Origin of the sequence: Roseateles subflavus (assembly GCF_030285365.1) — a bacterium.
GTDB lineage: Bacteria > Pseudomonadota > Gammaproteobacteria > Burkholderiales > Burkholderiaceae_C > Roseateles_B > Roseateles_B subflavus.
The window spans coordinates 531,089-543,753 of the sequence record NZ_JASVDS010000001.1 but is presented as its reverse complement, the minus strand read 5'-3'; the positions used below and the strand labels follow the sequence as shown (position 1 = coordinate 543,753).

The 12,665-nt window shown below is 69.3% G+C and carries 17 protein-coding genes; 3 read left to right on the top strand and 14 right to left on the bottom strand.

Features of this window, described 5'->3' with window-relative positions:
* Positions 1 to 7: 7 nt before the first annotated feature.
* On the bottom strand, positions 8 to 850 hold the full coding sequence (gene asd / locus QRD43_RS02560) for an archaetidylserine decarboxylase (protein ID WP_285980902.1): 843 nt from the start codon (positions 848 to 850) through the stop codon (positions 8 to 10).
* 285 nt (positions 851 to 1,135) lie between these two features.
* On the opposite strand from asd, the gene QRD43_RS02555 reads away from it, so the two are divergent.
* A complete protein-coding gene (locus tag QRD43_RS02555; RefSeq protein WP_285980901.1) occupies positions 1,136 to 3,391 on the top strand; it encodes an aminotransferase class V-fold PLP-dependent enzyme in 2,256 nt (751 codons plus the stop codon).
* 59 nt (positions 3,392 to 3,450) lie between these two features.
* Here QRD43_RS02555 and QRD43_RS02550 read toward each other — a convergent pair whose 3' ends face one another.
* The 12 genes from QRD43_RS02550 to QRD43_RS02495 form a co-directional block, all read right to left on the bottom strand.
* Positions 3,451 to 3,948 carry an HXXEE domain-containing protein gene (locus tag QRD43_RS02550; RefSeq protein WP_285980900.1) on the bottom strand — a complete coding sequence of 166 codons (498 nt, stop codon included), beginning with the start codon at positions 3,946 to 3,948 and terminating at the stop codon, positions 3,451 to 3,453.
* Positions 3,949 to 3,974: 26 nt separating this feature from the next.
* Complete coding sequence (locus QRD43_RS02545; RefSeq protein ID WP_285980899.1) at positions 3,975 to 4,358, bottom strand: VOC family protein; 384 nt, start codon at positions 4,356 to 4,358, stop codon at positions 3,975 to 3,977.
* 35 nt (positions 4,359 to 4,393) lie between these two features.
* A complete protein-coding gene (locus tag QRD43_RS02540) occupies positions 4,394 to 4,816 on the bottom strand; it encodes an SRPBCC domain-containing protein (protein ID WP_285980898.1) in 423 nt (140 codons plus the stop codon).
* Complete coding sequence (locus QRD43_RS02535) at positions 4,813 to 5,370, bottom strand: metal-dependent hydrolase (RefSeq protein WP_285980897.1); 558 nt, start codon at positions 5,368 to 5,370, stop codon at positions 4,813 to 4,815. Before QRD43_RS02535 ends, QRD43_RS02540 begins: the two co-directional genes overlap by 4 nt.
* A 6-nt stretch (positions 5,371 to 5,376) precedes the next feature.
* Complete coding sequence (locus QRD43_RS02530; protein ID WP_285980896.1) at positions 5,377 to 5,751, bottom strand: hypothetical protein; 375 nt, start codon at positions 5,749 to 5,751, stop codon at positions 5,377 to 5,379.
* 26 nt (positions 5,752 to 5,777) lie between these two features.
* Positions 5,778 to 6,224: a GFA family protein gene (locus tag QRD43_RS02525; protein WP_285980895.1), complete on the bottom strand. Its 447-nt coding sequence runs from the start codon at positions 6,222 to 6,224 to the stop codon at positions 5,778 to 5,780.
* On the bottom strand, positions 6,221 to 6,724 hold the full coding sequence (locus tag QRD43_RS02520; RefSeq protein ID WP_285980894.1) for a hypothetical protein: 504 nt from the start codon (positions 6,722 to 6,724) through the stop codon (positions 6,221 to 6,223). The genes QRD43_RS02525 and QRD43_RS02520 overlap by 4 nt, the downstream gene beginning before the upstream one ends.
* A 59-nt stretch (positions 6,725 to 6,783) precedes the next feature.
* A complete protein-coding gene (locus tag QRD43_RS02515) occupies positions 6,784 to 7,083 on the bottom strand; it encodes a hypothetical protein (protein ID WP_285980893.1) in 300 nt (99 codons plus the stop codon).
* A 16-nt stretch (positions 7,084 to 7,099) separates the two neighbouring features.
* Positions 7,100 to 7,504 (bottom strand): hypothetical protein, encoded by a 405-nt coding sequence (locus QRD43_RS02510; RefSeq protein ID WP_285980892.1) that lies wholly within the window; start codon positions 7,502 to 7,504, stop codon positions 7,100 to 7,102.
* A 69-nt stretch (positions 7,505 to 7,573) separates the two neighbouring features.
* Complete coding sequence (locus tag QRD43_RS02505; RefSeq protein WP_285980891.1) at positions 7,574 to 8,080, bottom strand: GNAT family N-acetyltransferase; 507 nt, start codon at positions 8,078 to 8,080, stop codon at positions 7,574 to 7,576.
* Positions 8,077 to 8,385 carry an antibiotic biosynthesis monooxygenase family protein gene (locus QRD43_RS02500; protein ID WP_285980890.1) on the bottom strand — a complete coding sequence of 103 codons (309 nt, stop codon included), beginning with the start codon at positions 8,383 to 8,385 and terminating at the stop codon, positions 8,077 to 8,079. Before QRD43_RS02500 ends, QRD43_RS02505 begins: the two co-directional genes overlap by 4 nt.
* A gap of 142 nt (positions 8,386 to 8,527) precedes the next feature.
* Positions 8,528 to 8,905, bottom strand: coding sequence for a hypothetical protein (locus tag QRD43_RS02495; protein WP_285980889.1), 378 nt, complete (start codon positions 8,903 to 8,905; stop codon positions 8,528 to 8,530).
* 391 nt (positions 8,906 to 9,296) lie between these two features.
* On the opposite strand from QRD43_RS02495, the gene QRD43_RS02490 reads away from it, so the two are divergent.
* Together QRD43_RS02490 and queE are read left to right on the top strand one after the other, a co-directional pair.
* Positions 9,297 to 10,403 carry a 6-carboxytetrahydropterin synthase gene (locus QRD43_RS02490; RefSeq protein ID WP_285980888.1) on the top strand — a complete coding sequence of 369 codons (1,107 nt, stop codon included), beginning with the start codon at positions 9,297 to 9,299 and terminating at the stop codon, positions 10,401 to 10,403.
* A 10-nt stretch (positions 10,404 to 10,413) separates the two neighbouring features.
* The gene (queE, locus tag QRD43_RS02485; RefSeq protein ID WP_285980887.1) at positions 10,414 to 11,061 is read left to right on the top strand and encodes a 7-carboxy-7-deazaguanine synthase; all 648 of its coding nucleotides are present in this window, start codon (positions 10,414 to 10,416) and stop codon (positions 11,059 to 11,061) included.
* A 188-nt stretch (positions 11,062 to 11,249) separates the two neighbouring features.
* Here queE and QRD43_RS02480 read toward each other — a convergent pair whose 3' ends face one another.
* A complete protein-coding gene (locus QRD43_RS02480) occupies positions 11,250 to 12,578 on the bottom strand; it encodes a dicarboxylate/amino acid:cation symporter (protein ID WP_285980886.1) in 1,329 nt (442 codons plus the stop codon).
* Positions 12,579 to 12,665 lie beyond the last annotated feature (87 nt).

Sequence of the window (12,665 nt, the reverse complement as noted above, 5' to 3'; positions counted from 1 at the left end):
ACGCGGATCAGTCCGCCATCACCTCGCCCAGGCGCACCGGGCCCGCCGGCAGCCAGGCCGGGTTGAACTTCAGCGGCGCCTTGGGGAAGAGCATGACGACGGTCGAGCCGAGCAGGAAGCGGCCCATCTCGGCGCCCTGGGCCAGCTCGATGGCCTGGTCGTCGTAGCGCCATTCGCGCACCTCGCCGACACGGGGCGGGTTGACCACGCCATGCCAGACGGTGGCCATGGAGCCGACGATGGTCGCGCCCACCAGCACCATCACGAAGCGCTCGCCGTCGGGCCGCGCGAACTCGCACACCACGCGCTCATTGCGGGCGAAGAGGCCCGGCACGCCCCGCGCGGTCACGGGGTTCACCGAGAACAGATCCCCCGGCACGTGGATCATGCGCAGCAGCCGCCCGGCGCAGGGCATGTGGATGCGGTGGTAGTCCTTGGGGCTCAGGTAGATGTTGGCGAAGTGGCCGTCCTCGTAATAGGACGCCATCGCCGCGTCGCCGCCCACCAGCGCGGTGGTGCTGAAGTGGTGGCCCTTGGCCTGGAAGATCTGGTCACGCTCGATGCGACCGAACTGGCTGATCGCGCCGTCCACCGGGCACAGCAGGTGCGCCACCGCCAGCGGGCGGGCGCCCGGCTTCAGGGCGCGGGTGAAGAACTCGTTGAAGGTCGGGTAGGCGGCCGGGTCGGGATTGGCGGCCTCGTCCATGTTGACGCCGTAGCGCTGGATGAAGCGGCGGATCACGGCGGTCGTCACGCCGCCCCATTGTGCGGAGGCCGCCCGGCCGGCCAGGGAGGTCAGGGCCTGCTTGGGCAGCAGGTACTGGAGCAGGATGGCGAGGCGATCGGACACGGCGGATTCCGGTGAGTGGGCCAGGGAGGGAGTATGGACCGGCGGCCTTTCCCCGGGAAAGAGGCGGCCTGCACGGGGCCCGACGCGCGCCGGGCGGGGCGGATTGTAGGAGCCACCCCCGCCCGCCTCGGGCACGCGGCCGCGCTCTGGAGAGACCGCTCCACGCCCAGGCAGGGCCGGCGGCGCGGCTGACCCATGTCAAGCGGGCGGCGCTTCGCGGAGAATCAGCGACTCGTTGCCGCGCCGGCCTCCCCCGGCCCCCCGTTTCCGCCTGCAGAAGCCGCCATGGAAATCTATCTCGACGCCAATGCCACCACGCCCGTCCTCCCGCAGGCCCGTGCCGCCGCCCTGGCCGCCATGAGCGACGACTTCGGCAATCCCAGCAGCATCCACAGCACCGGGCTCAAGGCGCGCGCCCTGATGGACGCCGTGCGGGCGCGGGCGCAACGTCTGCTGGGCACCGGCGGCGGTCAGCTGCTGTTCACCAGCGGGGCGACGGAAGGCATCCAGACGGCGGTGCTCTCGGCCCTGCGGGCGCTGCGCGAGCGCCGGGATGCCGGCGAATCCATCGGCAGCCTGCTGCTGTACGGTGCCACCGAGCACAAGGCGGTGCCCGAGGCGCTCAAGCACTGGAACGAGCTGCTGGGCCTGAACCTCGAGGTGCGGGCCATCCCCGTGGGGCTCGACGGCCGCCATGACCTCGCCTGGCTGAGCCTGCAGGCGCCGCGCGCGGGCCTGGTCTGCACCATGGCCGCGAACAACGAGACCGGCGTGATCAGCGACCTCGACGGCATCGAGCAGGCCCTGTCCGGCAGCCGCGCCTTCTGGATGGTCGACGGCGTGCAGGGCCTGGGCAAGCTGGACCTGCGCCTGGCCGCGCGCCGCATCGACTACGCGCCGTTCAGCGGCCACAAGCTCTACGCACCCAAGGGCATCGGCCTGCTCTACGTGCGCGAAGGCGCGCCGGTGACGCCGCTGCTGGCCGGCGGTGGCCAGGAGGGCGCACTGCGCTCCGGGACCGAGAACATGAGCGGCATCGCCGCCCTGGGCGCCGTGCTGGCCGCGCTGGAAGACGGCCAGACCTTCCGCGAGCCCGCCACGCTGGCCCGCTGGCGCGATCGTCTGGCCGAGACCCTGCTCGCCGCCTTCCCCGGCCTCGTCTTCAACGCGCCGCTGGCCGTGAGCCTGCCCACGACGCTCAATTTCGCGGTGCCGGGCCTGAGCTCCAAGCTGCTGCTGGACCTCTTCGATGCGGCCGACGTGCGCGTGAGCGGCGGCTCCGCCTGCAGCGCCGCCAAGGCCCTGCCCAGCTTCGTGCTGCAGGCCATGGGCGTGCCCGAGTGGCAGGCCGCGTCCGCCGTGCGCCTGTCCTTCGGCCCGGCCGTCACCGAGCCGCTGATCGACGAGGCCTGCGCCCGCATCCGCGCCTGCGGCGAGGCCCTGCGCGAGAGCTGCCTCACCGGCACCGTGGCGCAGGAGGGCACGCCGCTGACGCCCATCACCCGCTACGTCGTCGATGGCGCCTGCTGCTGGCTGCTGGCGGACCCGGCGAGCCGCACCGCCGTCGTCATCGACCCGCTGCCCGAGCTGAACGAGCGCCTGGAGCGCCTGCTGCGCTGCCAGGACTACCGCCTGCTGGCCGTGCTGGACACCCACAGCCACGGTGACCATGCCTCCTCCGCCGAGGGCCTGCGGGCCGCGCTGCCGGACCGCCTGCTGCATGGCGAGGTCGATGCCCTGGGCTGGCCGATGGACACCGAGCAGCTCGTCCTGGGCGAGCAGACCCTGCGCCGCCTGCCCGTGCCCGGCCACACGGCGGACTCCACCGCCTACCTGCTCGGCAAGGGCAGCCAGGTGCGCGTGGCCTTCGTGGGCGACACCGTCATGCCCGGCGCGCTGGGCCGCACCGACTTCCCCGTGAGCGAGCCCCTGGCCCTGCGCGATTCGCTGCGCCGCCTCGCCGACGCCCTGCAGCCGGGCACGCTGCTGGCGCCGGGTCATGACTACGAGAACCGCTTCGCCACCACGCTGAGCACCGAGGCCGCCCACCAGCCACTGCTGGCCGGCGCACTCAATGGCAGTCTGGACGCGCTCGGCCTGGCCAGCGCCAAGGCGGAGTTCGAGCGCGGCCTGGGACTGACCGAGTACCAGACCATGGCCTGCGGCGCCCGCGTCTGCAGCGGCCCCGAGGCCGCGCCGGAGCTGGACGCCCGCGGCCTGCGCCTGCTGCTGCGCACGCATCCCGAGGCGCTGCTGGTCGATGTGCGCGAGCCCTACGAACAGCGCCTGAGCCTGCTGCCCGACCTGGGCGCCGTGCAGCTGCAGGCCGTGCCGCTGTCCGTCCTCATCGAGCACCTGCCCGAATGGCTGGCCCTGCCGGCGGAGACGCCCGTGGTGTTCTTCTGCCGCAGCGGCAACCGCAGCGAGCAGGCCGCCCGCGCCCTGCGTCGCCTCGGCCATGACGAGGCCTACACCCTGGCCGGGGGCCTCGCGCTGTGGCCGCAGTGCGAACCGGGGCTGGAGGCGGCGTTGTATGTCTGAGCCCGGCCCGCGAGCAGGCCGGTGCTTCAGGCAAGACCTGACCCCCGAAGGCTCCGGAATCAGCCCCGCCGGCGCGCCGCGAGCCGCCGGCCCAGCCACAGGAGCGCCGGCACCGACAGCCCGAGGGACAGCCAGCTGAGTGCCAGCGTCCAGGCCTGCGCGGCCAGATGCAGGCGGCCCTGCGACGCGGCGGCCAGCAGCCAGGCCAGCCCCAGGGGCACCACGCCCAGCCAGGCGCTGGCCGTTCCTGGCATGTAGCGTCGCTGCAGCAGGCTCAGGGCCAGATGCGGCAGCACGGCATTCACCAGCATGGCGATCACGTAGGCGGCAAACACGGCGGACAGGACCTCCTGTTCACGCCCCCAGTGCAGCTGCAGACCGGTCAGGACCAGAAGGCCCAGCGACAGCATCAGCGCCGCCCAGCGGAATTCGCCGTCGCCCACGGGCCGGTACCAGGACTGCGTGCGGGACCAGCGAGGCAGCCACCACGCTTCCTCGGCGTTGTGCAGCAGCACCGCAGCGGTGAAGGCCAGGCTCAGGCCCTCCAGGCGCACCATGGCTCGGGACGGGGGCGGCGATCAGGCTAGCGCCCGGCCGGCGGCTCCCACAACTCCAGCTTGTTCCCATCCGGGTCGATCACCCAGCCGAACTTGCCGTACTCGGATTCGTCGACCTTGTCCTCCACCTGGCAGCCCTCGGCGCGCAGGGCGGCGAGCAGGGCATGCAGATCGGCGACGCGGAAATTGACCATGAAGGGCGAGGTGCTCGGCGCGAAGTAGCCGGTGTCCGCGGCGAAGGGGCTCCAGATCGTGGTGCCGTTGGCCGCGGCCGGGTCGTCCGCCCAGCGGAAGACCACACCGCCCCATTCCTCGACCTTCATGCCGAGATGCCGCTCATACCAGGCCGCGAGGGCCTTGGGGTCGCGGGCCTTGAAGAAGAGGCCGCCGAGGCCGGTGACACGTTTCATGGGAGGCTCCTGGCTGAAAGAGACGGGGATGACGATCAGGCGGCCGTGAGCACTTCCGCGGCCAGCCGGTCAAGATTCTGCTCGTTCGCAGGCTCCACGATGGCGCGCACGGCCGCCGCGACCTGCGGATCGTCGAAGGTCTGCTGCCAGTCGACCCGCGTGCCGCCCGCGGTGGCCGTGAGGCCGATGCGCAGCTCGAAGAAGGGCGCGCAGACGTGGCGCAATCGAACGAGCGTCGGCGTGATCTCCACGAATTCCGACTCGTTCGGATAGTCCCGGCCATCGGGCCCATGCATCACGAACTGCCAGCGACCGCCCTCGCGGAAGTCGAAGTGCTGGAAGGTGTTGCGAAAGCCCGCCGGGCCCCACCAGCGCGCCAGGCGGGCGGGGTCGGCGATGGCGGCATGGATCTGTGCCGGCGTGGCCGGGATCTCGCGTTGGTGATGGAAAGACGTCATGCAACTCCCCTGGGCATTGAAGGACCGCGGTCAAGCCAGCGGCGACTCATCCAGCCGGCCAGACCGGCCAGCAGCGCCGGCATCCAGATCCAGCGCCATTCGCTCATCATCACCGCCAGACCGCGGTCCGAGAAGAAGCGGCGCAGGCTGAGGGGCGAGGCCTCGATGGGGCGCTCGGGCCACCACAGGCGATCCTCGCTGAACGGCCACCACAGCGCCACCCCATGACCGCCGTTCGTGGCCATGTCCAGCAGGCCATGCGAGGCCGCACAGACGGCCACGAAGAGGGCGGCCACGACACGGCGGCAGTGCAGCGAGGGCGCGATCAGGGCGGCCACGCCGCCCAGCGCCGCGGCGATCAGCAGGGAATGACTGGCGCCCCGATGACCCAGGCCGGATTCGTAGGGAATGCCGAGGCGAAAGCCCAGGGCGTCCGCATCCGGCAGGACCGCCGCCACGACACCCGCCAGCAGCAGGCGGCCGGGCACGCGACGCGAGCCCAGGGCCAGCGCCAAGGCCAGGGGGACGGCGGGGTGGGAAAGTGCGGAGGGCATGGGGTCTCAGAACCAGCCGGTGATCTGGGCGAACAGCCCGGTGGCATTCGCCGCCTCCAGGGCCGGTGCGCGCTCAGGGTTGCGCGCAGCACCGGGCTGATCGCTGACCGGATGCACCTCACGCCGGTGCACCCGCCATGCCAGCACCAGCCCCCAGATCAGCAGGCCCACGCCCCAAGGGAGCGAGGACTGGTAATGCAGGGCCGCAAAGCCGGACATCAGGGCCACGAACACCGTCCAGAGCAGACCTGCATCCGCCGAACCGGCACGGACGCTGCAGGCGCCCTGGCAGGCAGGGCAGAGCAGGCGCTGCCGCCCTGCTGCGCGCCACTTGTCACGCCAGGTGAAGGAGGTCCGGTGGCAGTGCGGGCAGCAAACCATGGGCCGGATGGTAGCGTCGGCGAGGATCAGGCGGCCGGGCGCGGCACCAGCTCGAAGCCCGTCTCGCCACCAAAGCAGGGGACGTCCGCCGACAGAGGCTGCCACGAGGCCTTGTGGCTGACGAAGTACTCGCCGCTGGCGGGCGGCACGTCGCCAGCGGGCATCACGCCGGCCGGCACGCCGGTGATGTGGCCATGGCGGGCATCGCGCGTCATCACGTGCGTGCCGCACTGCGAGCAGAACAGGCGTTCCAGATGGACGGTCGGCCGGTAAGCGCGGAGCTGCTCCGCCCCCTGGACATCGAGTGCCTCCACCGGCAGGCTGAGCCAGGTGGTGAAGGCCGCGCCGCTCAGGCGCCGGCACAGGCCGCAGTGGCAGTGGATGGGCGCCTGCAGCGGCTCGGCAACGCGCAGCGTCACCGCGCCGCAATGGCAGCCGCCACGGCGGGAAGAAGGGGTCAGGTCTTGCCTCATGGACGTCGTGCGCATCGTGGCCAGCGGGCCAGGCGGAAGGACTGGGCCAGGCCGATGCCCGCCAGGCCCCACACCACGGCCGCCACGATCTCGAAGGTGGACAGGAGCGCCGGCCGCCACACCCCCAGCGGAATCAGCGCCAGGGCGCGGACCAGGCAGACCGTGGCCATGGCCGCCAGCCCGAATCGCAGCAGGGGCAGTCGCCGCACCCAACCAAGGGCCGATGCGGCATAGAGCCCGCACAGGCCCATCGCGGCGGCAATCAACAGGCTGCCCACCGGTGCCAGCCAGGTGCCGGCCTCGGCCGATCGAACGATGGCGGGCGGTGCACCAAAGAAGGCAAACCACGAGGGCCCGCCCACGATCGCGAGGACGTGGATCAGCACCCCGAAGCCCGCAATCAACACCGCCAGGGCGGCGGCATGACGGCCTGGATGAGCTCCCGACTCCCCATGGATGGCGACCTCATCGGGACGCGGACGTGGGATGGAATTCTTCATGGTGCCGGCGAGTCTACTCAGACACACGGCCCCTGCCGCAAGTCAGCCGAGGCCTCGGTTCAGAAGCGGAAATCGAGCAGGCCCTTACTCAGCAGGGGCCCGACGGGCTGCGTGGGCGCCACGAGGAACACTGCCCGCGGTGGCTCGCCGGGCAAGGCCACCACCTGCACCAACGGCACGTCCTGCACCTGGCCGGTGATCGTGTGGCGCGTGGACGAGAACTGAAGGAAATGCGTCCGCATCACCGCCTGGATGAAGTCCTCCACGCTCTGCGAGGGGTCGACGTCCAGGGTCATGTCCAGCGGGCCGGCCTGGTCGTCGGCTCCGCAGCAGGCGTCGCGCAGGAGGCGGATCTTCATGGCAGCGTGGGACAGGTCAGCCGCACTTCGGCCGGGGTTCGGAGGGCACGGAGGCCGTGAAGTACTGTTCGATGAGGTGACCCTGGGGCGTACGAACGCGCCAGCGGCCCTTGAATATCGAGCCATCCACGGCAACGGTGATCCAGCTGTCTCGCAGTGCCAGGCAGTCCGTCCCATCGTCACGGCACAGCGCCGCCGACAGCCCGCCGGCTTCATCCGGGCGACCTGTCGGCCAGGTGCCCCACGCCCGGCCAGGCTCGGCCTTGAGCCACAGCACGAGGCGCCGGCCTTCGCTCGCATCAAAGCTGAGCTGCAGGGAAGGACCATCCGTGGGCGAGCAGCGTCGCTGGGCCTCTCCCACGGACGCCACGACGACCTCGGGCCGCAGATCCGGCTGAGCGGATGCCAGGAGCGGCGCCATGGCCATCGTCATTGCCAGCAGCCCTCGAGTGCCTCGTGTCGTCTTCACTTGCCGCATGGGGGCTCCTCGTCAGTGCGGTGGTGAATCAGCAGGCGAATCAAAAGGCAGATCCCGAGCCCGTTCGGCCCCGGTCAGCCGCTTGCCCAGGCACACCGCCTCCGGCCGGCCGACATAGCGACCGTAGTTCTCGATGACGGCATAGCCGTGGCGATCATAGAAGCGCACGGCCTGTTCGTTGACACGGCGCGTCTCGAGCCAGATCTGCTCGTAGCCGAAGGCCCGGGCCTGCTGCTCGAGAAAGCTCAGCAGCGCATGACCCACCCCTTGAGAGCCCGGCACGGCGAACATGCGCTTGAGTTCCGCGATGCCCGGCGCCAGCGGCCGCAGGGCGCCGCAGCCGACGGCCTCGCCCGTGCCCTGACGCGCCACGACGAAGCAGGCCCGGTCGACCTGCACATCGCTGACATCGAAGGACGCCGTGCCGCTGCTGCCGGTGATGCGCTGCAGCGTCTGCGACAGCGCCACCAGGAGCTGCCGGCTCTCGGGCGAGGTCGGGTCCGCGAGCTCGATCTTCATGAGGCACAACCTGACCCCATCACGAGCGCATAGTGCTCGACGGTGGGGAAGGGATCGTAGAAGTGATGCAGCAGCGCCCGCCAGGCCTGGTACTGCGGCGAGCCGCGGAAGCCCACCGTGTGGTCCTCCAGCGTGTCCCAGCCGACGAGCAGCACGTACTGCGAGGGCTTCTCCAGGCAGCGCTGCAGCTGGTGGAACTGGTAGCCGGGCATGGACGCGATGATGGTTTGCGCCTCGGCGAAGGCTGCCTCGAAAGCAGTCTCTTGGCTGGGGATGACCTGGAGGAGGGCGACTTCGAGGACCATGGACGTCTCAGCGTTGATGCAGCGGCCAGTCTCGCAGAGTCCCATCCGGCCATCGGCAAGTCATGCACATCAGAAGGCCCCACCCGACGGCCTGGCAGCGGCTCCGCAGAAACGGAGCGACCGTCGCCGCCAGGGACATCGTTCAGCCGGCCCAGAAATAGCGCACCAGCCCCAGGCTCAGCGCCATCAGATAGCCATGTGCGAAGCGGTCCATCCGCAACACGCGCAGGCCCTTCTTGGCGCGCCACTGGCCCATCCAGCCCATCGTCGCGCCCACGGCGAAGGGGGTGACGAGCAGATTGAGCCCCCGCAGCGCCGGCTGATGCAGGAAGGAATGCGGCATCAGCCACAGGCTCAACCCACCGAGGATCGCCCCCAGCACAAGGTAGCCCAGGCTGCTGACCCAGGGCGAGGGCTCGCCGCGGAAGGGGGCCAGCAGCACGCGGCCGCCGAACTCGAGCACCAGCGCGAGCACAAACTCGGCCAAGAGCTCGACGATCACCTCCACCAGCCATTCCATGCCACGCGCTCCGTCCGTTTGGGCTTCCAGGGGCCGCACGATGCCCGGGGCGGTACGGGCGGTCAAGGCACAAGGCTGTGGACAATTCTTGAACAAGACCCGGCTTATCCACAGGCCGGCGGCCATTCCAGAACTTGTTGTCGAAACGCGCGGTGGGATTGCCGAGTGGCGCACACAGACTTTTGGAGGATGCAAGTGCTTGTCCCAAAAGGACTTTGAGCACTTGTCCACAGAAAATGGCCCCCTCTATTACTGCTACCAGTTAAAGATCTTTAACTACTGTTGTTGAAAGACAGGACGTGAAAAAATCGGGGATTGGCCTTTTCGGGCGCCTGAATCTCCTGTGAAGGCGCTGTGGCCCGCTCTTTGCCGCCTGCCGGCACGTCCTTGAATGAACACCACCTCGCTCTTCTGCGCCTCCGCGGGCTTCGAGTCCGCCTGCCGCATTCCGGCGCTGCCGGCCTCGCACCGCGCGCATGGCCTGCATGGCCACAGCTACTTCGCCACCGTCCGTGCAGACCTGCCCGCCGGCTGGGCCCCCTTCCCCGGCGGTGAGGTGGAGGCCTTGCGAGAGCGCCTGGCCGCCTGCATCGCCCCGCTGGACCATGGCCTGCTGAACGAACAGATCGAGAACCCCACGGACGAGAACATCGCCCGCTGGATCCGCCGGCGGCTCGAGACCGAGTTCGGCGTGCCGGGCCTCCAGCAGGTCGGCATCCAGAGCACCACGCATTCCGGCGTGGACCTGGATGTCTCCGGCCGCGCGCACGTCTGGCGCCGCTACCGCTTCCAGGCCGCCCACCAGCTGCCCAACGTCCCGCTGGGCCACAAGTGCGGCCGCATGCACGGCCACGGCTTCGAGGTCATCCTGCATGCCAACCAGGACCTCGGCGAGCGGGACCTGAGCATCGACTATGACCACCTCGACGAGATCTGGGCGCCCTTCCACGCCCAGCTGAACTACCACTGCCTCAACGAGATCGAGGGCCTGCACAACCCGACCAGCGAGGTCATCTCGGCCTGGCTGTGGGAACGTATCCGCCCGCAGCTGCCCGAGCTGTCCTGGGTCACCGTCTACGAGACGGGCTCCAGCGGCGCCAACTTCGACGGCACCAGCTACCGCATCTGGAAGGAGATGACGCTGGACAGCGCCGTGCAGCTCAAGCGCGCGCCGGCGGACCACCCGCAACGCGGCATCCACGGCCACACCTTCACGCTGCGCCTGCACCTGTGCGCGCCGCTGGACGCCGTGATGGGCTGGACGGTCGACTTCGGTGACGTGAAGACGCTCTTCAACCCGCTGTTCAAGGCGCTGGACCACCACCCGCTGCATGAGATCCCCTCGCTGGCCGACAGCGACACGGCCTCGCTGGCCGCCTGGGTCCTGAAGGAGGGGGGTCAGGTCTTGCCTCAGCTCGACCGTGTCGACCTGTACGAGACACGCGGCTCCGGGGCGATCGTGAGCGCCGGCCCGGCCGATGAACTGATTCCCGTGTGAGGGCGATGCCATGACCTACGCCGTCAAGGAACGCTTCTACACGCTGCAGGGCGAGGGCGCGCAGGCCGGACGCCCGGCCGTCTTCTGCCGTTTCGCGGGCTGCAACCTCTGGAGCGGCCGCGAGCAGGACCGTGCCACGGCCGTCTGCAGTTTCTGCGACACGGATTTCGTCGGGACGGACGGCGAGGGGGGCGGCAAGTTCGCCACCGCCGCCGAGCTGGCCGATGCCATCGACAGCCTCTGGCCGCGTGATGCGCAAGGCCAGCGCCTGGGTCGCCCCTACGTCGTGTGCACCGGCGGCGAGCCGCTGCTGCAGCTGGATACGCCGCTGATCGAGGCCCTGCATGCGCGCGGCTTCGAGATCGCCGTCGAGACCAACGGCACGCAGCCCGCCCCGGAAGGCCTGGACTGGATCTGCGTGAGCCCCAAGGCCGATGCCGAGATCGTGCTCACCAAGGGGCATGAGCTGAAGCTCGTCTACCCGCAGCCGCTGGCCATGCCCGAGCGTTTCGAGCAGCTCGACTTCCAGCACTTCTTCCTGCAGCCGCTCGATTCCATCCTGCAGAAGCAGCACACGCGCGAGGCGGTGGCTTACTGCATGAGCCACCCGCAGTGGCGCTTGTCAGTCCAGATGCACAAGGTCGTCGGCATTGCCTGAAAGAAAAAACCCCGGACCGTTGGCCGGGGTTTTTTCTTTGTGCCTACGCTCGGTGCTGCATGAGCCGGGTAGAAGGCCGGTGCGATTGCGCAGGTAAAGGAGGAGCCGTCGCCTGCATGGCGGCGGGGGACACGGAGCAATCGTGCCGGCCTTCTGCCCGGCGATCGCTTGTTCTCCCCACGCTGTCATCAAGCCGACAGATGCGCCGTCTTCTGGTCCAGCACCGCTTCAGGCGCTTCGGCTTCGTGATCGGTCTCGGCATTGAGACGCGCCTGCAGCTGCGCCGTGTCCAGGTCACCCGTCCACTTGGCGACGACCACCGTGGCCACGCCGTTGCCGATCAGGTTGGTCAGCGCGCGGGCCTCGCTCATGAAGCGGTCGATCCCGAGGATCAGCGCCAGGCCGGCCACCGGCACGCCGCCCACCGCCGAGAGCGTGGCTGCCAGCACGATGAAGCCCGAGCCCGTCACGCCGGCCGCACCCTTGGAGGTCAGCAGCAGCACGGCCAGCAGCGTCAGCTGCTGCGTGAGGCTCATCGGCGTGTTGGTGGCCTGCGCGATGAAGACCGCGGCCATCGTCAGGTAGATCGAGGTGCCGTCCAGGTTGAAGGAGTAGCCCGTGGGGATCACGAGGCCGACCGTGGACTTCCTGGCACCCAGGTTCTCCATCTTGGCCATCATGCGCGGCAGCACCGATTCCGAGGACGACGTGCCCAGCACGATCAGCAGCTCTTCCTTGATGTACTTGATGAACTTCAGGATCGAGAAGCCATGCGCACGCGCGATGCTGCCCAGCACGATGAAGATGAAGAGCAGGCAGGTCAGGTAGAAGCTGCCCATCAGCTTGGCCAGCTGCACCAGCGAGCCCAGGCCGTACTTGCCGATCGTGAAGGCCATGGCACCGAAGGCGCCGATGGGGGCCAGCTTCATGATGTAGCCCACGATCACGAACAGCACGTGCGAGCTCTTCTCGATGAAGTCGAAGACCAGCGTGCCGCGGCCACCGAAGCGGTGCAGCGCGAAGCCGAACAGGACCGCCACCAGCAGCACCTGCAGCATCTCGCCCTTGGCAAAGGCGTCGAACATGCTGGTCGGGATGATGGCCAGCAGGAACTCGGTGGTGTTCTGCATCTTGCCCGGGCCCGTGTAGGCCGCGATGCCCTTGGTGTCCAGGTGGGCCGGGTCGACGTTCATGCCCACGCCCGGCTGGAACACATTCACCACCACCAGGCCGATGATCAGCGCCAGCGTCGAGACAATCTCGAAATAGAGCAGCGCCAGGCCGCCGGTCTTGCCGACCTTCTTCATGTCTTCCATGCCGGCGATGCCCACCACGACCGTGCAGAAGATGATCGGCGCGATCAGCATCTTGATCAGCTTGATGAAGCCATCGCCCAGCGGCTTCATCGCCGCGCCGGTCTCGGGCACGAAGTGGCCCAGGCCGATGCCGATGACGATGGCCAGGATCACCTGCAGGTACAGGGACTTGTAGAAGGGGGGTTTGGACACGGTCGCCATTGCAGCACCTCGTGAAGGGGGTTGATGCGCTCATGGTGCGCCTCGAAACCGCGCAAATCTGTACGTGGAATTGCACATTTTTGGGGC